The organism is Nonomuraea sp. PA05 (assembly GCF_008086045.1).
In the GTDB taxonomy this organism is placed as follows: domain Bacteria; phylum Actinomycetota; class Actinomycetes; order Streptosporangiales; family Streptosporangiaceae; genus Nonomuraea; species Nonomuraea monospora.
In genome coordinates this window covers 12,967-34,107 of sequence record NZ_VSEY01000024.1, presented here as the reverse complement: position 1 = coordinate 34,107, position 21,141 = coordinate 12,967, and the positions used below count along the sequence as shown (strand labels likewise).

The window sequence follows — 21,141 nt, the reverse complement described above, 5'->3', positions numbered from 1 at the left end:
GGTGTGGAGTCCGGCCGGGTGGACCGGGCCGGGCGGGCGGGTGGTTTCCGTCCGGACCGGTCGTTCAGGGGCCGGGGCCGGTCCCGCACGGCGGCGGGACGCGTCCGGCGCGGCGATGGGGCGTGCGGCGGGTCAGGCGGGTCAGGCGGGTCAGGCGGGTCAGGCGGGTCAGGCGGGTCAGGCGGGTCAGGCGGGTCGGGCGGGTCAGGCGGGTCACGTGCCCAGCACGGCGGGAGGTCATGCGTCCGGCCAGCTTCCGTCAGGGAACTCACCCGACGTGGTGCCCGACATGACCACCTGGTCGGCCTCGGTCAGCCCGGACACGACCTCCACGTACTGGTCCCCGCGCACCCCGGTGCGCACCACCTTCGCCGAGTCCCGGCCGCCGGAGCGCACGGTGACCACCTGGGTCCCGTCCGACCTGGTACGCACCGCGGCGGCAGGCACGTAGACGGCGTCCGCGGACTCGTCCGTGGTGATCGTCACCGAGGCGGTCTGGCCGAGCATCAGCCCGGCGGGCGGCTCGTCGAAGGCGAGGGTGACCGAGTAGCGGACGAGCTGGCCGTCCACCGTCGCGGTCGGCGCGATGGCCGTGACCGTTCCCTGGTATTTCTCGCCGTTCCTGGTGGCCAGCGCGATCTGCGCCTTCTGGCCGAGCTTGAGGCGGTTCACGTCGGACTCGGTGACCATGGCCGAGATCTGCAGCTCGTTCAGGTCGCCCAGGCTGATGAAGGTGCCGGTGCCCGCCGTGTCGCCCGTCTTGCCGCCGATCGACAGGACCGTGCCGGACGCCGGAGCCACGATGCGGGTGCCGTGCACCACGTCGGCGGCCTGCTCCAGAGCGGCCTCGGCGCGGTCCACGTTCGCGGTGGCCTGCTCCTCGCTCGTCCCGCCCCTGGCCGCCTGGCCCGTGCCCGGGGTGCCCGCCGGGCTGCCGGTGCCGGTGCCGCCCGGGGTGGCGCAGGAGCCCTGCGACGGTTGCGCGGCCGGCCTGGCCTTTCCGCTCGTCGCGGGCTTGGCGGTCGCCGACGGCTTCCGGGTGGTGGACGGCTTGGCGCTCGTGGAGGGCTTGGCGGTGGTGGACGGGCGGGCGGACGTGGTGGGGGAGCCGGTGGTGGCCGGCTGGCCCTCCGGACGGCCGGTGCCGGTGCCGGTTCCGCCGGGCGTCGGGGTGGCGGTGACCGTCGTGGTGACGGTGACGGTGGCGGTGGCGGTGGCGGTGGCGGTGGCCGTCACGGTGACCGTCACCGTGGGCTGGGGCTCGGGGTCCGTGGGGCCGGGAGTGGGCGTGGTCGTCGGGTGCGGCGAGGGGTCGGGCGTGGGGCTCGTGCTCGTGCCGTCGCTGGACGGCGCGGACGGCCCGAACACGCCGCCGCCCCGCGCGGCCGAACCGCTGCCTTGCGTCGTCGCGCTGCCGCCGCTCGTCGTCGCGCTGCCGCCGCTCGTCGTCGTGCTGCCGCCGCCTGTTGTTGTGCTGCCGCTGCCTTGCGGGGCAGGGCTGCCGCCGTCCTGCCCGCCGGTCGCCTGAGGCGCGGGTACGCCGCTCACGACGCCACCGGTGGCGGCCGGGCCGGAGGGTGCGGCGCCGCCGGTCGGGGCGGGAGTGCCGGAGGGAGCCGGGGTGGCGCCCTTCGCGGGTGAGGTCGCACCGGGCGTCGCGGGCGCGCAGGTCGTACCGGTACGGCCGCTACCACCAGGCGTGGAGCCCCGCCCGCCGGTGCCGGCCGACGACGTGGCGGAAGTCCCACCGCCGGTACCGGGGTCAGCGGAGGTCCCGGCAGCCGAGGAGGTCCCGCCGGCGCCCGTCGAGCTGCCCGCCGCCGTTCCCGAGGACGCCTGTTCCAGCGCCTCCTCGGCAGCCGCCAGATCAGCCTTGGCCGCCGCGTACGCCTCGCGCGCCGCCCGCCCGTCGATCCTGGCCAGGACCTGGCCCTTCTTCACCTTGGTCCCGACCTTGACGTACACCTTGGTCAGCGTCCCCGAGGAGCCGAACGCCAGGTCCCTGCGCGAGCCGTCCACGGTGCTCCCCGCCGCGCTCACCGAGGCCGTGACCGGGCCGCGCTGGGCGGAGGCCAGCCGTACCTGGACGGTGGGCGGGGTGTCGTCGCGCAGCGCCAGCACGAGGCCGGAGCCGGCCACGAGCACGGCGAGGGCGAGGCCGCCCAGCGCGAAAGTCGGTCTCATGACGGCACATCATGTCCGAGCAGGATCGCGCCAGCCTGCGAGCACCCTCAGAGTTACCTGGAGGTCCGCGCGGAGCCCGGGGTTCCCAGCGGACGTTCAGCTCGCCCACGGCTACGGCGCAGCATCGTGTGCAAGGGTCCTCGCTCGTGAAGGTGTCGATCAGGCGCAGAGCGCTGATTACCAACGGAGCGCTCGCGCTGCTCCTGCTGGGCGGTGCCGGGCTCGCCTACGCTCAGCTCGGCACGGGACAGGCCGCGGGTGAGACCGCCGTGCGGACGGTGACCGCGGGCCGGGGCTCCGTGACCGCCTCGGTGTCCGCGTCGGGAGCGGTCGAGAGCTCGCAGGCCAGGGCGCTGTCGTTCGGGACGAGCGGGACCGTGGAGAAGATCTACGTCAAAGCCGGGGACAAGGTGGCCAAGGGCGACATCCTGGCCAGGCTGGACGACGCCGCGTCCCAGGAGAGCCTGTCGGCCGCGAAGGCCACGTACCAGAGCGCCCTGGACGACGGGACGGACACGGCCCAGCTCTACGCCGCCTACATCAAGGCGCGCAACGCCTACAGGGAGGCCCAGCGCACGGTCGCGGGCACCGTCCTGAAGGCGCCGTTCAAGGGCACGGTCACGGCGGTGAACGGCTCAGTGGGCGGCTCGGCCTCGGGTGGCGGCTCCAGCAGCGGTCAAAGCTCCACGGGCGGAACGGGCGGAACGGGCGCGACGGGCTCGTCCTCGGCGTCGTCCGGCTTCGTCGAGCTGGCCGACACCGCGAAGCTCCAGCTCGTCGGCACCTTCACCGAGTCGGACGTCGGCAAGCTGAAGCAGGGCCAGGAGGCCACGATCACGTTCGACGCGCTGCCGGGCGTCACGGCCACCGGCGAGGTCACGCAGATCGAGCCGGTCGCCGCCACCAGCAACAACGTCGTGCAGTACCCGGTCACGATCACCTTCACCAAGGTGCCGAGCCAGGTCAGGCTGGGCCAGACGGCCACCGTCGAGGTGGTGGTGGGCCAGGCGGAGAACGTCGTCACCGTCCCGTCCACGGCGATCTCCACCAGCGGCGGCCAGACCACGGTCACCGTGCTGAAGGACGGCAGGCAGACCAGGACGCCCGTCGAGGTGGGGGTCCAGGGCGCCACGCTGACCGAGGTCAAGTCGGGTGTGTCGGAGGGCGACCAGCTCGTGCCCCCGGCCACGACCACCGGCACGAGCGGCAACGGTGGCAACGGCGGCGGCGGGATGCGCGGCGTCGGCGGCACCGGTGGCGGTTTCCCCGGAGGCGGCGGCATGCCGGGCGGCGGGGGCGGGCGATGACGGCGGCGGGCCTGCGCGTCGTGGAGCCCGTGCCGGTCCTGCGCGTGCAGAACCTGGTCAAGGAGTACGGCGAGGGCGATGCCAGGGTGCGCGCCCTGCGCGGCATCAGCCTGGACGTCCAGCAGGGCGACTACGTGGCCATCATGGGCGCCTCCGGCTCCGGCAAGTCGACGCTCATGAACATCCTCGGCTGCCTCGACGTCCCGACGTCGGGCTCGTACCTCATCGACGGCACCGACGTCGGCCTGCTGAACGAGCATCAGCTCGCCATCCTGCGCAACCGCCGGGTCGGCTTCGTCTTCCAGTCGTTCAACCTCATCCCGCGCATGAGCGCGCTGGCCAACGTGGAGCTGCCGCTCGTGTACGGCGGCGTCGGCCAGGCCGAGCGGCGCGAGCGGGCGCTGGCCGCGCTGCGGCAGGTCGGCCTGACCGACCGCGTGCACCACGAGCCGAACCAGCTCTCCGGCGGCCAGCAGCAGCGCGTGGCCGTGGCCAGGGCGCTGGTCACCGCTCCCGCGCTGCTGCTGGCCGACGAGCCGACCGGCAACCTCGACACCGCCTCCACCGACGACGTCCTGGAGATCATGGACAGGCTCAGCGCGTCCGGCCGGACGATCGTGATCATCACGCACGAGGACGACGTGGCCGGGCACGCCAAGCGGGTGATCAGGCTGGTGGACGGCCAGATCGTGGAGGACCGCCGCCAGGCGCCGGTGGACGGCCCGCCGCCGCGCTTGCCGGACAACGACGGAGCGGTCGCTCAATGAACCAGATCGAGATCCTCCGCTTCGCGCTGCGCGGCCTGCTGGCCAACAAGATGCGCAGCGCGCTGACCACGCTCGGCATCCTCATCGGCGTGGCCGCGGTCATCATGCTGGTCGCGGTCGGCGAGGGCTCCTCGCAGAGCATCACCCAGAACATCCAGCGCCTCGGCGCGAACACGCTGACCATCTCCCCGTCCTTCTCCGGAGGCGGCGGAGGGGGCGGCGCGATGCGCGGTCCCGGCGGCGGTGGCGGCGGGAACACCGGCCCGCGCACCCAGGCCAGGCAGCTCAGCCTGGCCGACGCCAAGGCGCTGACCGACAGGACGCTGGCCCCGTCGGTGCGGAGCGTCTCGCCGGTGGTCAACGCCTCCTCCTCCACCGCCACGTACGGCGCCGCCAGCCACGCCGTCTCGCAGTTCGTCGGCACGTACCCCAGCTATTTCGAGGCCGTCAACAAGCCCGTCGCCAAGGGCACCTACTTCTTCAACGACGACGTGCTGGCCGCCAGGAAGGTCGTGGTGCTCGGCCAGACCGTGGTGGAGGAGCTGTTCGGCGCGGTGGACCCGATCGGCAAGCAGATCAGCGTGTCCGGGGTGCCGTTCACGGTGGTGGGCGTGCTGAAGGAGGCCGGGTCGACCGGCATGCAGGACGCCGACGACGTGGCCATCGCGCCGCTGCCGGCCGTGCAGCAGAGCCTGAGCGGGTTCGGCTCGCTCGGCCAGATCGTCGTGCAGGCCACCTCGGCGCAGACCACCACGTCAGCGCAGGCCGAGGTCACGGCTATCCTCAACCAACGACACGGCATCACCGACAACAACCCCGACTACCGCATACTCAACCAGGCCACTCTGCAGGAGACCGTCAGCGAGGCGACCGGCACCTTCACCGTGCTGCTGGGCGCCGTCGCCGCGATCTCGCTGCTGGTGGGCGGTATCGGCATCACCAACATCATGCTGGTGACGGTCACCGAGCGCACGCGCGAGATCGGCATCCGCAAGGCCATCGGCGCTCCCAGGAGCGCCATCCTCGGCCAGTTCCTGATGGAGGCGACGCTGCTGAGCCTGATCGGGGGGCTGTCGGGGGTGCTGGTGGCGTTCGTGGGGACCAGGTTCACCATCGCCGGCATCGAACCGGTCCTCGTGCCGTCATCGGTGGTGCTGGCGCTGGGCGTGTCGCTGGGGATCGGGCTGTTCTTCGGCAGTTATCCCGCCAACAGGGCGGCCAAGCTCAGGCCGATCCAGGCCTTGCGCCACGAGTAAGGAGACAAGGACATGGCCGACAGCGCCGACAGCACGGACAAGCTGGACTCCTCGCCGTTCCCCGGCGACCTGCGGGAGGAGCTCGCCGTCCAGCCCGCCAAGGGCACCTCGAAGGTCACGCTGGCGCTGGCCGCCGGCGTCGTCCTGGTGGCCGGGATCCTGATCGGCATCCAGGCGGAGAGCTGGTTCGGCTCCGCAGAGACGCCCGCGCAGGCCGCGGGCGCCCAGCGTCCCGGCGGCGGGTACGGCCAGCAGCAGGGCGGCTTCGGCGGCCAGCGCGGCCAGTTCCCCGGCGGCCAGCAGCCCGGCCAGGGGCAGCAGCCCGGCCAGGGCCAGCAGCCGGGCGGCGGGCAGCGGATGGGCGGCGGCACCGTCGGCACGGTCGAGAAGATCGAGGACGGCAAGGTGTACGTCAAGACCATGGACGGCTCCACCGTCACGGTCACCACCACCGACCAGACCACCGTGCAGATCTCCAAGCCGGGTAAGGTCACTGACCTGGAGGCAGGCACCACGATCGTGGTGCGCGGCCGGCAGGGCGCCGACGGCGCGGTCGCGGCCACCTCGATCAGCCAGGGGGGCCAGGGATCCCAGGGAGGAGGCCCACGATGAGCGAGCCCGAGGCCAAGCTGCTGGTCGTCGATGACGAGCCCAACATCAGGGAGCTGTTCTCCGCCAGCCTGCGCATGGCCGGGTTCGAGGTGCTGACGGCGGCCGACGGCATGGAGGCCCTGCGGGTGGCCGAGGAGAGCACACCCGACCTGGTGATGCTCGACGTGATGCTGCCCGATCTGGACGGCCTGGCGGTCGCGGGCAGGCTGCGGTCCCGCGGCCGCCGGGTCCCCGTGCTGTTCGTGACCGCCAAGGACACGCCGGAGGACCGCATCGCCGGGCTCGGCCTCGGCGAGGACTACGTGACGAAGCCGTTCAGCCTGGAGGAGGTCATCGCCCGCATCAGGGCGGTGCTGCGCAGGACCAGGCGCGGCACCCCGCCGCCGAACCGCCTGCGTGTCGCCGACCTGGAGCTGGACGAGGAGAGCCACGAGGTCTGGCGCGACGGCATGCCGGTGCGGCTGTCGCCCACCGAGTTCCGGCTGCTGCAGTACTTCATGCTGAACGTGGGCCGCGTCCTGTCGAAGACGCAGATCCTCGACCACGTCTGGAACGGCGACTGGCGCACCGACGTCGGCCTCGTCGAGTCGTACGTCTCCTACCTGCGCCGCAAGGTCGACACCGGCGAACGCAAGTACCTGCACACCCTGCGCGGAGTCGGCTACATCCTGCGCCCGCCGAGAGTATGAGCGGGCACCTCTCCACGGCCGCGAGCAGGCTCAGGAAGCAGCTTTCCAGGGCGCCGCTCTGGCTGCGCCTGGTCTCGGCCACCCTCCTGCTGGTCACCGTCGCCATCACGGCGACCGGCCTGTTCGCCGTGCGGCTGCTGCGCAGCTACCTCGTCGAGCGGGTGGACGAGCAGCTCCGCGTGGCCACCGCGCCGCGCGACCCGCCCCCGCCGCCGGTGGAGCCCCGCGCCGACGGCCGGCCGCAACGCTACTTCGGCCTGTTCCACGGCGTCGTCCTGGACCCGGACGGCGCGATCCTGCGGACCATCAGCGAGTCCACCGAGGAGCACACGCCCGACCTGCCCCCGCTGACCCTCGCCGAGGTCATCGAGCTGAGGGGGCGGCCCTTCACCGTGGAGTCCCGCGACGCGGGCGGCCCGAGCTGGCGGGTCGTCGCCGTGCCCACGCGCGCCGGTCAGAGCCGCATGATGGCCATCAGCACCGCCGACGTGGACGCGACCGTCTCCCAGCTCATCCTCATCGTGGCCGTCGGCGGCGGCAGCACGCTCGTCGTGCTCGGCTTCGTCTGCTACGGGCTGGTCCGCCGCAGCCTGCGCCCCCTGCGCCAGATCGCGAGCACCGCCAACGACATCGCCGACGGCGACCTGTCGCGCCGCGTGCCCCTCTGGGCCGGCAGCACCGAGGTCGGCAAGCTGGGCCGCTCGCTCAACACCATGCTCGCCCAGATCGAGGTGGCCGTCCGCGAGCGCGAGGAGGCCGCCGAGTCCGCCCGCGAGTCCGCCACCGCCGCCCGCGAGTCCGCCACGGCCGCCAGGCGCTCGGAGGAGCTGATGCGGCGCTTCATGGCCGACGCCTCCCACGAGCTGCGCACGCCGCTGACCTCGATCAGGGGCTTCGCCGAGCTGTACCGGCTGGGGGAGGAGAAGGACCTGGCCGAGGCCGTACGGCTGCTGAGCCGCATCGAGGGGCAGGCCGCCCGCATGGGGCTGCTCGTGGAGGACATGCTCCTGCTGGCCCGCCTCGACCAGCGGCGCGAGCTGGCCATGCGGCCCGTGGACCTGCTCAGCCTGGCCGCCACCGCCGTCATCGACGCGCAGACGCTGGCGCCCGACAGGAAGATCGAGCTGGTCCGGCTGTTCGGCGGCGAGGGCGACGTGACCGTGATCGGCGACGAGCCGCGCCTCGGGCAGGTGATCAACAACCTCGTCACCAACGCGCTCACCCACACCCCGCCCGGCACCCCGTTCCAGGTCCGCGTGGGCCTGAACGGCGAGCAGGCCGTGGTCGAGGTGGCCGACGAGGGGCCCGGGTTCGCGGCGGACGTGGCGGAGCGGGTGTTCGAGCGCTTCTACCGGGCCGACCCTGCCCGCAGCGCCGGCGGGTCGGGGCTGGGCCTGTCGATCGCGGCCACGCTGGCGGAGGCGCACGGCGGGATCGTCATGGCGGAGAGCGAGCCGGGCAAGGGCGCCCTGTTCCGCGTCGTGCTGCCGGTTCAGCCGAAGGTGTAGCCGTACAGCCCGGTGCCCTTGTCGAGCTGCCGCACCTTGCCCAGCTCCACCCGGCCCGGCTCCCGCTTCCCCGGCGCGTACATGATCAGCCCCTGGTCCGGCGCGGCCACCACCAGCCCGTACACCGGCCGCCTCCTGTCCAGCGCCCGGTACCGCTCCCAGCCGGGCAGCGCGGTCACCGACGCCCCGAAGTCCTGCCCCTTGCCCTTCACCAGCAGGTTCCCCACCCGCGTCAGCCCGCCGGACGAGCGCCCCGCCAGCACCTGCACGGCCTTCTCGCCGGGCACCCCAATGGCCAGCTCGTCGTTGCCGTCGCCGTTGAAGTCCCCGGCGGCCAGCGAGGTGCCGAACCGGTCGTAGTAGCGGGGCTTGCCCTCCAGCGTGTTCTGCGACCACGCCTCGGTCCTGTCGGTACGCAGCCCGGCGCGCGAGCCGTACAGGACGTCCACCGTCCCGTCGCCGTAGTCCATGGCCCGCTGGTTGGCGCTGAGCCCCTCGCCGGGCACGCCGATCGCCAGGTCGGCCCTGCCGTCGCCGTTGAAGTCGCCGGTCGCCAGCGCGGCGCCGAAGTTGTCCCACTTCTCGGCGGCGCCCTTGATCCCTGGCGTGCTCTGGGTGAGCAGCTCGGCCCGCCTTCCGCGCACGTCGATCACGGTGGCCGAGCCCTGCCCGTCCACCTTCACGCTGTCGGCGGGCGCCCCCACGACCAGCTCGTCCCGCCCGTCCCCGTCGAAGTCGCCGGTCGCCAGCGACGCACCCCACTGGTCGGTGACGTTCGCCGCCTGCCGCACCCACGGGGTCTTCTGCGTGATCTGGTACGGCTTGCGGCCCTTCATCCAGTACACGGTCACCGCCCCGCCCGACCGGTGACTCGGCGCCCCCACCGCCAGCTCGTCCCTGCCGTCCCCGTCGAGATCCCCGGCCGCCAGCGAAGCCCCGAACCGGTCGCTGGACGGCTTGCCCAGTCTCAGCTCCTTCCCGGCCACGAGCCCTTCCGGCGACCCGTCGAAGAGCTGCACGACCCCGTTCCCGTCCCCGCCGGGCACCCGCTCACCCACGAACTCCTCCGACACCCCGACGGCCAGATCGGCGCACCGGTCGCCGTTGAAGTCCCCCACGGCCAGCGCCGACCCGAACGAGTCGCCCGGCTCCGCGCCCCGCTGAGTGAGCTTCACCTTCTTGCCGGACCCGTACATCACGGTGACGGAACCGGCCCTGGTGGCGTCGTACGGGGCGGCCACGGCCAGGTCGGGACGGCCGTCGGCGTCGAAGTCGAGCGGGTGACCGCCGCACGCGCGGGCGGCGGCCGGAGTCGCGACTGAGGTCAGCGGGAGGATCAGGCAGGCGGCGAGCAGCGCATTCATACCGGAAGTAATGACCAGACAGGTCGAACCGGGTCTGAACGGCGCGAGAACGGGCCTGGAGGACGGGATGCACATCGGCCCCCTCGCCGCGAAGGGTCCCGTAAGCACGGGAACGTGCCACCATAGACGGGTGGACATCGACCTCGCTGATCTGGATTTCTGGCGCAAACCCCTCAAAGAGCGAAATGAGGCGTTCGCCCGGCTCCGGCAATTGGAGCACCCGGTGTTCTTCCCCGAGAAGAAAGTGCCGCTCCTCCGCTCCGGCAAGGGCTTCTACGCCCTCGTCCGCCACGCCGACGTCGTCGAGGCCAGCCGCAACGCCAAGATCTTCTCCAGCGAGCCCGCCGTCACCAACCCCGAGCCGCCGAGCTGGGTGAAGCAGGTGTTCGGCGAATCGATGGTCAACATGGACGACCCGCGCCACGCCCGCCTGCGCCGCATCGTGACGCGCTCGTTCAGCCCGAAGATGCTGGCCGGGCTGCAGAGCGACATCGAGGCCGCGTGTGCCCGCATCGTCGACGACGTCGTCAAGGACGGGCCGCGCGACTTCGTCACGCAGGTGGCCGCCCGGCTGCCCATCCACGTCATCTGCGACATGCTCGACATCCCGCAGGAGCTGCGGGAGAAGGTGCACCAGCACGTCGACATCTCCACCGCCTACACCGGCGTGCGGCCCAGCCTGGCCCGCAGCGTCCAGATGGCCGGGCAGAACATGCTGGCGCTGCTCGCCCTGCAGCGCATGGTCATCAAGCTGGGCCACGAGCGCGTCGCCGACCCCAGAGGCGACCTGGTCTCCCTGCTGGTCAACGCCAACGTCGACGGCGAGAAGCTGAGCGACAAGGAACTCGGCTCGTTCTTCGCACTGCTGCTCGTCGCCGGCAACGAGACGGCCCGCAACACGATGGCGCACGGCATCCGGCTGCTCACCGAGAACCCGGCCCAGCGCGAGCTGCTGACCGGCGACTTCGACGCGCACATCAACGGCGCCATCGAGGAGATGGTCCGGTACGTCTCGCCGATCATGCAGTTCCGCCGCACGGTCACCGAGGACTACTCGCTGCGCGGGCTGGAGCTGAAGAAGGGCGACAAGGTGGTGCTCTTCTACGGCTCCGCCAACCGCGACGAGTCCGTCTTCCCGAACGCCGACACGTTCGACATCACCCGCGACACCAAGCCACACGTCGGCTTCGGCGGCCCCGGGCCGCACTTCTGCCTCGGCGCCAACCTGGCCAGGCAGGAGATGCGGACGATGTTCCGCGAGCTGCTGACCCGGCTGCCGGGCATCCGGTCGGTGGGGGAGCCCGAGCTGTTGCTGTCGAACTTCGACAACAGCGTCCGCAGCCAGTCCTTCACCTTCTGACCACAGCCCACCCACCCCGCCAACGCCGCGAGTCCCAAAGCCCGGAGCCCCGGCGCCGCAGCCCGCCAGTGTCGCGAGTCCCGGAGTCCCGCAGGTCCCGCCAGTCCTACGAGTCCTGCCCGTCCCGCGACCTCGCCGATCAATCCCGCCCACCCTGGCGATTCCCGCCCACCCAGGCGGGTCAGTGATCGTCATCGGCCCGGGCGTTCGTCCCGGCTCGCCCGGCGGGTCTCAGTCGTCGTCGGCGGCCAGCACGTTCGTCCTGATCGTGAAGAACGTGATCAGCGCGGCCACCACCATCATCCCCGCGCTGATCAACATGGCCGCCCGATACCCCGCGTCGAACACCTGAGGCTGCTCGAACGCATCACCCACCAGCCCCACCAGCGGCGGCACAGCGGCCACGGCCAGCAGGCTCCCGGTGCGGGCCACCGCGTTGTTCACCCCGCTGGCGGTGCCCGCGTACCGCTCCTGCGCCGAAGCCAGCACGGTCGCCGTCAGCGGCGCGACCGCCGCCGACAGCCCCAGCCCGAACACGGTCACCGCGGGCAGCACCTGCAGCGGGTACGACGCGCCGAACCCGATGGTGCTCATCAGCACGAACCCGCACCCCGCCACCAGGATCCCGATCGTCATGGGCCAGCGCGGCCCCACCCGCTTGGCCAGCTCCCCGGCCCGCGCCGACAACAGCAGCATCAGGATCGTGGTCGGCAGCATCGCCAGCCCGGCCACGACGGGCGAGAACCCGGACACCACCTGGAGCTGCACCACCAGCAGGAAGAACACCACGCCCATGGCCGCGTACATGATCAGCGTCACCACGTTCACGGCCGTGAACACGCGGTCGCGGAACATGCCGACCGGCACCAGCGCGTCCGGTGATCTGCGGATCTCCAGCGCCACGAACGCCGCCGCCAGCGCCAGCCCGACCACCAGCGGCACCGAGACGCCCTTCTGGATCAGCCCGTACGTGACGCCGGCCAGCGCGAGCGCGGCCAGCACCGCGCCGAGCACGTCGAACCGGCCCGCGGCCGTCTCGTCCTTGCTCTCCGGGACGTGCCGCAGCGCGACGAACACGACGAGCGCAGCGAACGGCAGGTTGATCAGGAACGCCCACCGCCATCCGGCCGTCTGCACCAGCCAGCCGCCCAGCAGCGGCCCGATGGCGCTGGCCACGCCGCCGAGCCCGGACCACACGCCCACCGCCCTGGGCCGGTCGTGCCGGACGAAGGACGCCTGGATGATCGCCAGCGAGCCGGGCGTCAGCAGCGCACCGCCGATGCCCTGCAGAGCGCGGGCGCCGATGAGGAACTCGATGTTCGGCGACAGCCCGCACAGCGCCGACGCGACGGCGAACCAGACCGTCCCGACGAGGAACAGCGTGCGGCGCCCGTAGCGGTCGCCGAGCGAGCCGCCCAGCAGGATCAGCCCGGCCAGGGTCAGGGTGTAGGCGTTGATCGTCCACTGCAGGCCGGCCATGCCCGCGTCGAGCTCCCGCCCCAGGAACGGCAGCGCCACGTTGACCACCGTGCTGTCGAGCATCGCCAGCCCGGAGCCGAGCACGGTCGCGAACAGGATCCACCGGCCGCGCGCGGACTTGAGCTGGATGTGTTCGCCGTGCAGGAGGGCCGGGTTGTCGGTCATGTGGCCATCCTGTCATCGGGCTCCGACAGTCCTGCTGCGGGTCCTCTCCTCACCCACCGCCTCGACCAGCGGACCACGGCTCGCCCGCCGTCCGCCGCCTCGCCAGTGGGCCCGAATCACCCACCGTCCGCCACTTGCGGCGGCTGACTCAGTCGCTGTTGCCCAGTGCCCTCAGCACGAACTCCGACACCAGCTCCCCGGCCGTCTCCACCGTGACGTCACCGCTGATCAGCGGCACCCGCTCGGCCCCGATGACGGCGAGGATCATCCGCGCCGTTGCGTCCACGTCGAGCGCCCGGAAGTCGCCGGCCTCGATGCCGTTCTCCAGAATCTCCACGAGAATGTGCTGCATCGGCGCGACATGCTCGGCCAGCCGCTGGTAGGCGTCGGGCCCGAGCGCGGCGCTGAGATCGGCCGCTCCAGGGTGCGGGTGCGCGAGCAGCCCGGTGAGCTGCAGCCGGACGAACGCGCGCAACCGGTCGGCGGGCGACGCCCCGGCGGGCAACTCCCGCTCGTAGCTGTCGATGAAATAGCTGGTCACCCGCTCGGTGAAGGCCAGCAGCAGCGTCGCCTTGTCGGGAAAGTAGTTGTACAGGACCGTACGGGTGATCCCGGCCTCGCCGGCCACGTCGGTCATGGAGATGGCGTCGATGCCCTGCACCCGGGACAGCCGCGAAACGGCCTGAAGGATGCGGTCACGCGTCTGGGCGCGGTGCTCGCCGATCGTGGCGGCCGAGATGCGGGGCATATGCCCATGGTAGGCCGGGCACGGCCCCAGGTTCCGCAGAAGGCCGTGTGCGTGTGGGCGACACCTTCGGCTCTGACACCCCGCTCACCCCGAACGGCGGCGACCGACACGTACAGCAGGGCCGTCTTCGAGGAGAACGTCAAGGCGTTCCAGGCAGCGAACTCGCGGCAACAGGATCGACGCCACGCCGAGCGCCAGGTCTCCGGCATCGGCCCGTACTTCGCGCAACTTCCTGTCACCAAGGACTGCACGCCGGGCCTGATGCGGGTCTTCTCCGACGAAGTGAGGCAGCGGTGGCCGGCGTGGCTTAGGCGGCGGCCTTGACCACGTGCCTGAGCTCCGTCAGCACCTCCGTATTGAGCTGGTACGCCAGCCGCACCTCACCGATCATGCGCTGCTGCTCACCCTCGTCCAGCTCCAGCCCCAGAACGTCCAGCCGCGAGCGGTACTCGTTCTTGAACCGGGGCAGGCTGCCCAGCTCGTCGAAGAAGTAGAAGTCGACGCCTCCGCCCTTCGCGTAGCCGTAGATCTTCTGCAGCTCCATCCGGATGAACTGCCCGCCCGACAGGTCGCCCAGGTAGCGGGTGTAGTGGTGGGCCACGTAGCCGCCCGGCCAGTCGGCCACCTGCTGGATGCGGGCCACGAGGGTGCGGGTGGATTTCGACGGGGTTATGCGGTCTTGCCAGTTCGGCCCGTAGATCGTGGTGAGGTCGCGTTCCAGCGCCGGTTCGCGGTACAGCTCCGGGAAGACGAAGCGGCCGGCCACCGGGTGGTCGGCGAGCCGGCGGGAGACGCCGTCGAGGGCGGTGTAGGCGAAGTAGTGCTGGGCGACCATCTCGCCGTAGTCGTGTTCGCTCAACTGGCCGCTCATCAGCGCTGAGAGGTAGCCCTCTGACTCGGCCGACTGGTGGTCGGCCCAGGTGGCGTTGCGCAAGATTTCGGAGAACGGCGTGGTCACGGCCCACCTCTGCTCGTGCTGGCGTTTCATGACGAAGTGTCACAAACGTCGGCGTGCGACGTCAAGCTGATGACGACACCATGTCATCAAATCCTGCCTCCCCCGACACGTACCCAGGAATGAGGGAGTCAAGAGCCGTCGTTCCCGAGGGTCACCTCCTTGGGGGGGCGGCGGGTGGAGGGCCAAGGGGGTTGGGCGCGGCGGTGGGTGGGGAGCTGCGGGGTTGGGTGCGGCGGTGGAGTTGAGGGCTGGGCGGTGAGTGGCGGAGCCGAGGGGGGAGCCGGGGTGGTGGATGGCGGAGCCGGTTGCGGTTGTGACGCAGAGTGAGGAACGGGCTCGGGAACGGTCCGCCCAACGCGAAAAACGCCGCGGCGAAGCCCAGGTATACGCCCGGAAACGGCACCACGTAGCTGATCGAAGTCCCTGGTGGTCGCCAAACCGCACTAGCATACGAGCAACTGCCAGCCGCCCTCTCTGGAGTGATCTTTGTCCGTTCATGCCGATGTAGCCAGGCGACGCATCGAAGAACTGCTCCGCCTCAACCAGGAGCAGATCGTCCGCCGCTGGGCGCAGATCGCCAACGCGCCGTCCGAGGAGCTCAACGAGCTCTTTCAGGCGCTGCTCACCGCACTGGACCAGGGCAAGAACGACTTCGCCGACGTCCGTGGCCTGCTGGCTGAGCTGTCTCGCTCGCGCGCCCGCGCCGGGTGGGCCCCCGCCGACACCGCCAGGGCCGTCTTCGGCCTGAAGGAGGCGCTGTACGAGTTCGTCGAGAACGACTCCGAAGGTGTCGAGGCGGCGCGCGGCTTCATCTGGTTCTCCAGGCTGATCGACGACCTGGGCCTGTTCACGTTCGAGACGTTCTCCGAAGCCCGCGAGAGGATCATCCTCGACCAGGCCGAGCAGCTCCTGGAGCTGTCCACCCCGGTGGTCAAGCTGTGGGAGGGCATCGTGGCGGTGCCGCTGGTCGGCACGCTCGACTCGGCCAGGACGCAGGTGGTGATGGAGAAGCTGCTGCAGACGCTGGTCGACTCCGGCGCCGAGCACGCGGTCATCGACATCACCGGCGTGCCCGCCGTGGACACGCAGGTGGCTCAGCACCTGCTGAAGACGGTCGTCGCGGCCCGGCTGATGGGTGCGGAGTGCGTCATCTCGGGCATTCGCCCGCAGATCGCGCACACCATCGTCACGCTCGGCATAGAGTTCGGCGACATCGTCACGAAGGCGTCGCTGGCCGACGCGCTGGCCCACGCCTTCAAGCGGGCCGGCCTCGAGGTGAAGGGCGGACGCGACATGCGTGTAGCGATCCGGGCGGAGAGCCGCTAGTGCAGCGCGTACCGATCCTCAAACTCGGCGACGTCCTCATCGTCTCCATCCAGGTCGACCTGGAGGACCAGGGCGTGCTCGCCCTTCAGGAGGACCTCGCCGACGCGGTCGTCAAGAACGGCGCCAAGGGCGTGATCATCGACATCACCGCCGTGGAGATCGTCGACTCGTTCATCGGCAGGATGCTGGCCACGATCGCCTCCATGTGCAGCATGCTCGACGCCCAGACCGTGGTGGTCGGCATGCGGCCCGCCGTGGCGATCACGCTGGTAGAGCTGGGTCTCTCGCTGGGCGGCGTCCGTACGGCCCTGAACCTGGAGAAGGGGGTGGCGTTGCTGGACCACATCAGGAGCGCGACCCCGTGAGCGGGGAACGTGAGGTCGTCATCGCGGGCAGTGCGGACGTCGTCGGCGTCCGCCAGCTCGTCAGGAGCGTGGCCGTCGATGTGGGGTTGTCCCTCGTCGACCAGACGAAGATCGTCACCGCCGCCAGTGAGCTGGCGCGCAACGCCCTGGTGTACGCCGGTGGCGGGGACGTCCGGGTCGAGGTCGTCGAGAACGGTCCCCGGCGCGGCCTGAAGTTAGTGTTCACCGACGAAGGCCCCGGCATCCCCGACATCGAGCAGGCGCTCACGGACGGCTGGACCACGGGCGGCGGCATGGGGCTGGGCCTCGGCGGCTCACGGCGGCTGGTCGACGAGTTCGACCTGGTCTCCGCGCCGGGCAAGGGCACGACCGTGACGGTGACGAAGTGGCGGCGATGACCGGCTGGGTCCGTGCCGAGGACCCGAGCGCGGTCGGCGCGGTACGCAGAAAGGCCGTCGAGCTGGCCGAGGCGGCGGGCTTCGACCAGGTGCTCATCGGGCAGACGGCCGTGGCGGTGAGCGAAGCGGTCTCCAACCTCGTCAAGCATGCCACGGAGGGCACCGTCATGGTGCGCCCCCACCCCGAGGCCCCCGCCACGGTGGAGCTGATCACCGTCGACCGCGGGCCGGGCATGGCCGACGTGGCCCGCGCGCTGCGCGACGGCTACTCGACGTCCGGCACGCTGGGTATCGGCCTCGGCGCGATCTCCCGCATCGCCTCCGGCTACGACGTGCACTCGCTGCCCGGCAAGGGCACGGTGCTGGCCATGCACTTCACCGCCGGCCGCACCCCGGCGCCGGCGCTGCGGGCCAGCGGCCTGACCAGGCCGATCGGCGAGGAGACGGTGTGCGGCGACGGCTTCGCCATCGCCGAGCTGGGCTCGTCCACGATCGTGCTGGTCTGTGACGGGCTCGGCCACGGCCACATCGCCGCGCAGGCCGCGCAGCGCGCCGTCGAGCTGTTCTTCGACGTACGGGACCAGGAGCCGGTGACCATCGTGCAACGCCTGCACGCCGGCATGAACCACACCCGAGGGGGTGCGGTCGCGGTGGCCCGTGTGGAGCCGGATCAGGTGCTCTTCGCCGGGCTCGGCAACGTGTCCGGCTGGGTGGCGCACGCCGAGGGCAGGCAGGGCATGGTGTCGGTGCCGGGGATCGCCGGGCATCAGGGCGGCAGGTTGCGTCAGTACACGTACGATTTGCCCCGCTATGCGGCTGTGGTCCTGCACACGGACGGGCTGACCGACCGGTGGGACCCCACTCTTCTGCCGGGCTTGTTCTCCCGGACGCCCGCCGTGATCGCCGCCGGGCTGATGCGCGAGGCGGGCAGCCGGCGTGACGACGCCTGCGTGGTGACGGTCAGGCCCGGCAGGGAAGCGGAGGGCGAAGGCGGACGGTCCGGGCAGGGGCAGGAAGGCGCGCGGGTCGGGCAGCAGCAGGAGAACGCGAAGCCGGGCGAGGGCGTGCGGTTCGGCTCCCCGTACGGGAGTCTGCGGCTCAGCCCGCCGAACGGGAGCGCCCGGCTCAGCCCGCCACCCGCGCCACGGGGCTTGGAGCGGTCCGCGCCGCCACAGAAGAGCCCGCTGGATGAGAGCACGCCGCGCGAGAGCACGCCGCGCGAGAGCACGCCGCGCAAGAGTGCGCTGCACGAGAGCACGCCGCGCAAGAGCGCGCTCCACGAGGACGCGCCGCAGGTGAGCGCGCCGCGCGAGAACACACCGCACGTAAGCACTCCGCACGAGAGCACTCCGCACGAGAGCACGCAGCACCAGGGCACTCCGCACGAGAGCACGAGGTCCCGGCATGGCGACCGCTGAAGCGGCCGAGCTCATCCGCGTCCGCCTGGACGCCGACCAGGACGTGTTCGTGCTGCGCCGCCTGGGCCGCGCCGCCGCCGAGCTGGTCGGCCTGGAGCCGCAGGACCAGATCCGCGTCGCGACGGCGCTCAGCGAGGCCGGCCGCGAGCTGTTCGGCACCGGCTCGACCGCGACCCTGTCGATCAGCGACCACCACCTGCTCATCCTGCTGGAGCACTCGCAGCAGTCGAAGCACACCGACCCGTCGAAACTGCGGAACCTGGAGGGCCTGAAGCTGGCGGGCAGGCTGGTCGACGAGATCACCCTGAACGACGGCGGCGTCACGCTCGCCAAGCGGCTGCACACCCGCCGCCCGCCCGCCACGGTGGCGGAGATCCGCGCCAGGCTGGCCGACCTGTCCCCGGTGTCCGCCATGGACGAGCTGCGCGAGCAGAACAGGGAGCTGGCCGAGACGCTGGAGGACGTCCTGCGGCTCAACGCCGAGCTGCAGGAGACCAACACGGGCGTGATGGCGATGTACAACCAGCTCTCGGCCGAGCTGGAGGAGACCAACAGGGGAGTGGTGGCCCTGTACGCCGAGCTGGATGAGAAGTCCAGCCAGCTCAGGGAGGCCAACGAGGCGAGGAACCGCTTCTGGGCCACGGTCAGCCACGAGCTGCGCACCCCGCTCAACTCGGTGATCGGCCTGGTCAGGCTGCTGCTGGGGCCGGGTGGCGACCCCCTGACCGAGGAGCAGACCCACCAGGTGCGGCTCATCGGCAGCTCCACCGAGACCCTGCTGGAGCTGGTCAGCGAGCTGCTCGACATGGCCAAGGCCGAGTCGGGCCGCCTCGACCCGCAGCCGTCGTCGGTGGACCTGGCGCGGATGGCCGATCAGCTGCACGTGCTGCTGCGCCCGACGAGCGCGAGCGCCGGCGTCGAGCTGCGCCACGAGGTGGCGCCCGAGGCCGCCGAGCTGTACGTGGACGAGGTCATGCTGCTGCGCATCCTGCGCAACCTGCTCTCGAACGCGGTCAAGTTCACGGTGCACGGTGAGGTGCGCCTGGCCGCCCACCTCGACGCCGCCAAGGACGAGGCCGTCATCGTCGTGTCCGACACCGGCATCGGCATCCCGTCCGAGCACCTGACACGCGTCTTCGAGGACTTCTACCAGGTCCCGGGCTCCCTCCAGGTCCGCGCCAGAGGCACCGGCCTCGGCCTGCCGTACGCGCGCAGGCTCGCCGAGGCGCTCGGCGGCACCCTGGAGCTGGCCAGCACGGAGGGCGAGGGCACCACCGTCACGCTGCGGCTGCCGCACTACAGCGGCCCGCCGGAGCTGCAGCGGGTGATGATCGCGGACGACGACGAGGTGTTCCGCGCCGCCGCCCGCCGCATGCTGCACGGCTTCGCCGCGAACGTGGACGAGGCCGCCGACGGCGCCGCCGCGCTGGACCTGATGACGGCGGGCCCGCCGGACGTGATCCTGGTGGACCTGCTCATGCCCCGCGTGGACGGCAACGTGCTGCTGCAGCGCATGGCGGAGGACGACAGACTGAGGCGGGTCCCCGTGGTGGTGGTGACCATCGCGCCGCAACGCGCCCCCGACGACATGGTGGTGCTGGACAAACACGGGCTGCGCAGGGAGGAGCTGCTCCAGGCCATTCAGAGCGCGAGAGAGGGGCGGGCGTGAGCGAGACGGCGACCGTGCTGGTGGTGGACGACACGCCGACCAAGCGGTACATCCTGTCGAGCTGGCTGCGTCGCGCAGGGCACGACGTGCTTGAGGCGAACGGCGGCGAGGAGGCGCTCGGCACGCTCGCCGAGCAGCGCGTCGACCTGGTCATCCTGGACGTGCGGCTGCCCGACATCCCCGGCCACGAGGTGTGCGAGCGGATCAAGGCCGATCCGGCGACGGCCGCGATCCCCGTCATCCAGGTGTCGGCCAACGCCATCACCGTGGCCGACCGCGCGGAGGGGCTGGAGCGGGGCGCCGACGCGTACCTGGCGGAGCCGATCGAGCCGGCCGAGTTCGCCGCCACGGTGGAGGCCATGCTGCGCTACTACCGGGCGCGCTGGCGGGCCGAGCTGATGGCCGAGCGCCTGGCGGGGCTGGCGGACGTGACGCTGCGCATCAACGAGGCGGAGACGTTCGACGAGCTGCTGTCGGTCGCGGTCGAAGGCTCGGCGAACGTGCTGGGCCGCTTCTGCGGCACGCTGGCATTGCTGCCCGACGGGCGTACGCGCCGCTACCGGGCGCGGCCGGGGGAGCGGGCCACCGCCCATCCGGCCGGGCCCGACCTGCTGGACCGCCTGAGCGGGATGGTGCAACGGGAGGCGCAGCGCGCCCACGTGTTCACCCTGCACGCGGACCAGTGGCGCGGGCTGGTGCCGGACGTGCAGATCGAGGGCAGCAGCACAGGCGTGCTCTGCCGGACGAAGAACTCCGGCTCCCCCATCTACCTGGGCGTGGAGAGCGACCCTCCGCTCGACGCCGACGAGGTGAACCTGCTGCGCCAGCTCGGCCAGGAGCTGGCGCTGGCCGTGGCCGCGCTGCGCGCCTACACCGAGGAGCACGCGATCGCGCTGACCCTGCAGCGCAGCCTGCTGCCCACCCGCATCCCCGAGGTGCCGGGACTGCGGGTGGCGATGCGCTACCAGCCGGCGGCCGACAACATCGAGGTGGGCGGCGACTTCTACGAGGTGCTGCCGATCGGCGACCGGGTGCTGGTGGCGATCGGCGACGTCGAGGGGCACTCGCTGCACGCCGCGACCGTGATGGCGGAGCTGCGGCACGCGATGCGGGCCTCGTTCATCGCGCAGGTGGACCTCAGCGCGTCCCTCGACCTGCTCAACCAGATGATGCGGCGCTACCACCCGCGCATGACGGCGACGCTCTGCCTCGTGCTCATCGACCCGGCCACGGGGGAGGTCGAGGTGGCCAACGCCGGGCACATCCCGCCGCTGTTCGCGGGGCCGGGCTGCGCCTACCACCATCTGGGCAACCTGCTGCTGGGGGCGCTGCCGGAGACGTACACGGTGGACCGGTTGAAGCTGCCGCCCGGCGGGACGCTGCTGCTGTTCACCGACGGGCTGGTGGAGGACCGCGCGATCTCGCTGGACGAGAGCCTGGAGAAGGCCAGGAAGCTCGCCGAGACCGTGGAGGAGGAGCTGGAGGAGTTCGCCGAGCGCATGCTGGACGCGTTCGGAGCGCGCGAGGACGACGTCGCGCTGGTGGTCGTGCGGCGGGACGCGTAGCCG

General features: G+C 71.7%; 19 protein-coding genes. 13 read left to right on the top strand and 6 right to left on the bottom strand.

The window, feature by feature from the left end; translation table 11 throughout:
- Positions 1 to 64: 64 nt before the first annotated feature.
- Together FXF51_RS61105 and FXF51_RS33600 are read right to left on the bottom strand one after the other, a co-directional pair.
- Positions 65 to 241, bottom strand: coding sequence for a hypothetical protein (locus FXF51_RS61105; protein ID WP_187414706.1), 177 nt, complete (start codon positions 239 to 241; stop codon positions 65 to 67).
- Positions 238 to 2,184, bottom strand: coding sequence for an efflux RND transporter periplasmic adaptor subunit (locus FXF51_RS33600; RefSeq protein ID WP_148438727.1), 1,947 nt, complete (start codon positions 2,182 to 2,184; stop codon positions 238 to 240). The genes FXF51_RS61105 and FXF51_RS33600 overlap by 4 nt, the downstream gene beginning before the upstream one ends.
- A gap of 146 nt (positions 2,185 to 2,330) precedes the next feature.
- Here FXF51_RS33600 and FXF51_RS33595 point away from each other — a divergent pair, with 146 nt between their 5' ends.
- From FXF51_RS33595 to FXF51_RS33570, 6 genes are read left to right on the top strand one after another with little or no spacing between them, the layout of a single operon-like run.
- Positions 2,331 to 3,491: an efflux RND transporter periplasmic adaptor subunit gene (locus tag FXF51_RS33595; RefSeq protein ID WP_187414705.1), complete on the top strand. Its 1,161-nt coding sequence runs from the start codon at positions 2,331 to 2,333 to the stop codon at positions 3,489 to 3,491.
- Positions 3,488 to 4,258: an ABC transporter ATP-binding protein gene (locus FXF51_RS33590; protein ID WP_148438726.1), complete on the top strand. Its 771-nt coding sequence runs from the start codon at positions 3,488 to 3,490 to the stop codon at positions 4,256 to 4,258. Before FXF51_RS33595 ends, FXF51_RS33590 begins: the two co-directional genes overlap by 4 nt.
- Positions 4,255 to 5,514 (top strand): ABC transporter permease, encoded by a 1,260-nt coding sequence (locus FXF51_RS33585; protein ID WP_148438725.1) that lies wholly within the window; start codon positions 4,255 to 4,257, stop codon positions 5,512 to 5,514. The genes FXF51_RS33590 and FXF51_RS33585 overlap by 4 nt, the downstream gene beginning before the upstream one ends.
- Positions 5,515 to 5,526: 12 nt before the next feature.
- Positions 5,527 to 6,126 carry a hypothetical protein gene (locus tag FXF51_RS33580; protein ID WP_148438724.1) on the top strand — a complete coding sequence of 200 codons (600 nt, stop codon included), beginning with the start codon at positions 5,527 to 5,529 and terminating at the stop codon, positions 6,124 to 6,126.
- On the top strand, positions 6,123 to 6,815 hold the full coding sequence (locus FXF51_RS33575) for a response regulator transcription factor (RefSeq protein WP_148438723.1): 693 nt from the start codon (positions 6,123 to 6,125) through the stop codon (positions 6,813 to 6,815). The genes FXF51_RS33580 and FXF51_RS33575 overlap by 4 nt, the downstream gene beginning before the upstream one ends.
- The gene (locus tag FXF51_RS33570; protein WP_148438722.1) at positions 6,812 to 8,323 is read left to right on the top strand and encodes a sensor histidine kinase; all 1,512 of its coding nucleotides are present in this window, start codon (positions 6,812 to 6,814) and stop codon (positions 8,321 to 8,323) included. The genes FXF51_RS33575 and FXF51_RS33570 overlap by 4 nt, the downstream gene beginning before the upstream one ends.
- On the opposite strand, the gene FXF51_RS33565 is transcribed toward FXF51_RS33570, so the two are convergent.
- On the bottom strand, positions 8,308 to 9,687 hold the full coding sequence (locus FXF51_RS33565; protein ID WP_148438721.1) for an FG-GAP-like repeat-containing protein: 1,380 nt from the start codon (positions 9,685 to 9,687) through the stop codon (positions 8,308 to 8,310). The two genes, FXF51_RS33570 and FXF51_RS33565, sit on opposite strands and share 16 nt — an antisense overlap.
- 130 nt (positions 9,688 to 9,817) lie before the next feature.
- Between FXF51_RS33565 and FXF51_RS33560 the strand changes: the two genes are divergently transcribed.
- A complete protein-coding gene (locus FXF51_RS33560; protein WP_148438720.1) occupies positions 9,818 to 11,047 on the top strand; it encodes a cytochrome P450 in 1,230 nt (409 codons plus the stop codon).
- Positions 11,048 to 11,278: 231 nt separating this feature from the next.
- Here FXF51_RS33560 and FXF51_RS33555 read toward each other — a convergent pair whose 3' ends face one another.
- The 3 genes from FXF51_RS33555 to FXF51_RS33545 form a co-directional block, all read right to left on the bottom strand.
- Positions 11,279 to 12,691 (bottom strand): MFS transporter, encoded by a 1,413-nt coding sequence (locus tag FXF51_RS33555; protein WP_148438719.1) that lies wholly within the window; start codon positions 12,689 to 12,691, stop codon positions 11,279 to 11,281.
- A gap of 148 nt (positions 12,692 to 12,839) precedes the next feature.
- Positions 12,840 to 13,439 (bottom strand): TetR/AcrR family transcriptional regulator, encoded by a 600-nt coding sequence (locus FXF51_RS33550; RefSeq protein WP_148438718.1) that lies wholly within the window; start codon positions 13,437 to 13,439, stop codon positions 12,840 to 12,842.
- Between the two features lie 307 nt (positions 13,440 to 13,746).
- Positions 13,747 to 14,427, bottom strand: a complete 681-nt coding sequence (locus FXF51_RS33545; RefSeq protein WP_148438717.1) for a heme oxygenase (biliverdin-producing) — start codon at positions 14,425 to 14,427, stop codon at positions 13,747 to 13,749.
- A gap of 456 nt (positions 14,428 to 14,883) precedes the next feature.
- Between FXF51_RS33545 and FXF51_RS33540 the strand changes: the two genes are divergently transcribed.
- Genes FXF51_RS33540 through FXF51_RS33515 form a run of 6 tightly spaced genes read left to right on the top strand, consistent with a single transcriptional unit; the run spans position 14,884 to position 21,138 of the window.
- Positions 14,884 to 15,723, top strand: a complete 840-nt coding sequence (locus tag FXF51_RS33540) for an STAS domain-containing protein (protein ID WP_148438716.1) — start codon at positions 14,884 to 14,886, stop codon at positions 15,721 to 15,723.
- Complete coding sequence (locus FXF51_RS33535; protein WP_148438715.1) at positions 15,723 to 16,088, top strand: STAS domain-containing protein; 366 nt, start codon at positions 15,723 to 15,725, stop codon at positions 16,086 to 16,088. Before FXF51_RS33540 ends, FXF51_RS33535 begins: the two co-directional genes overlap by 1 nt.
- A complete protein-coding gene (locus FXF51_RS33530; RefSeq protein WP_148438714.1) occupies positions 16,085 to 16,486 on the top strand; it encodes an anti-sigma regulatory factor in 402 nt (133 codons plus the stop codon). The genes FXF51_RS33535 and FXF51_RS33530 overlap by 4 nt, the downstream gene beginning before the upstream one ends.
- Entirely contained in the window at positions 16,483 to 17,904 is a 1,422-nt protein-coding gene (locus tag FXF51_RS33525; protein WP_222871579.1) for an ATP-binding SpoIIE family protein phosphatase, read from the top strand. The genes FXF51_RS33530 and FXF51_RS33525 overlap by 4 nt, the downstream gene beginning before the upstream one ends.
- The gene (locus FXF51_RS33520) at positions 17,891 to 19,573 is read left to right on the top strand and encodes an ATP-binding protein (RefSeq protein ID WP_148438713.1); all 1,683 of its coding nucleotides are present in this window, start codon (positions 17,891 to 17,893) and stop codon (positions 19,571 to 19,573) included. The genes FXF51_RS33525 and FXF51_RS33520 overlap by 14 nt, the downstream gene beginning before the upstream one ends.
- Positions 19,570 to 21,138: a fused response regulator/phosphatase gene (locus FXF51_RS33515; protein ID WP_148438712.1), complete on the top strand. Its 1,569-nt coding sequence runs from the start codon at positions 19,570 to 19,572 to the stop codon at positions 21,136 to 21,138. Before FXF51_RS33520 ends, FXF51_RS33515 begins: the two co-directional genes overlap by 4 nt.
- The last annotated feature ends 3 nt before the right edge of the window (positions 21,139 to 21,141 follow it).

Excerpts from the sequence above, each read along its gene's own strand:
- FXF51_RS61105 (WP_187414706.1), bottom strand. The coding sequence starts at position 241 with ATGACCTCCCGCCGTGCTGGGCACGTGACCCGCCTGACCCGCCCGACC.
- FXF51_RS33600 (WP_148438727.1), bottom strand. The coding sequence starts at position 2,184 with ATGAGACCGACTTTCGCGCTGGGCGGCCTCGCCCTCGCCGTGCTCGTG.
- FXF51_RS33590 (WP_148438726.1), top strand. The coding sequence starts at position 3,488 with ATGACGGCGGCGGGCCTGCGCGTCGTGGAGCCCGTGCCGGTCCTGCGC.
- FXF51_RS33585 (WP_148438725.1), top strand. The coding sequence starts at position 4,255 with ATGAACCAGATCGAGATCCTCCGCTTCGCGCTGCGCGGCCTGCTGGCC.
- FXF51_RS33580 (WP_148438724.1), top strand. The coding sequence starts at position 5,527 with ATGGCCGACAGCGCCGACAGCACGGACAAGCTGGACTCCTCGCCGTTC.
- FXF51_RS33575 (WP_148438723.1), top strand. The coding sequence starts at position 6,123 with ATGAGCGAGCCCGAGGCCAAGCTGCTGGTCGTCGATGACGAGCCCAAC.
- FXF51_RS33570 (WP_148438722.1), top strand. The coding sequence starts at position 6,812 with ATGAGCGGGCACCTCTCCACGGCCGCGAGCAGGCTCAGGAAGCAGCTT.
- FXF51_RS33565 (WP_148438721.1), bottom strand. The coding sequence starts at position 9,687 with ATGAATGCGCTGCTCGCCGCCTGCCTGATCCTCCCGCTGACCTCAGTC.
- FXF51_RS33555 (WP_148438719.1), bottom strand. The coding sequence starts at position 12,691 with ATGACCGACAACCCGGCCCTCCTGCACGGCGAACACATCCAGCTCAAG.
- FXF51_RS33550 (WP_148438718.1), bottom strand. The coding sequence starts at position 13,439 with ATGCCCCGCATCTCGGCCGCCACGATCGGCGAGCACCGCGCCCAGACG.
- FXF51_RS33545 (WP_148438717.1), bottom strand. The coding sequence starts at position 14,427 with ATGAAACGCCAGCACGAGCAGAGGTGGGCCGTGACCACGCCGTTCTCC.
- FXF51_RS33525 (WP_222871579.1), top strand. The coding sequence starts at position 16,483 with ATGACCGGCTGGGTCCGTGCCGAGGACCCGAGCGCGGTCGGCGCGGTA.
- FXF51_RS33520 (WP_148438713.1), top strand. The coding sequence starts at position 17,891 with ATGGCGACCGCTGAAGCGGCCGAGCTCATCCGCGTCCGCCTGGACGCC.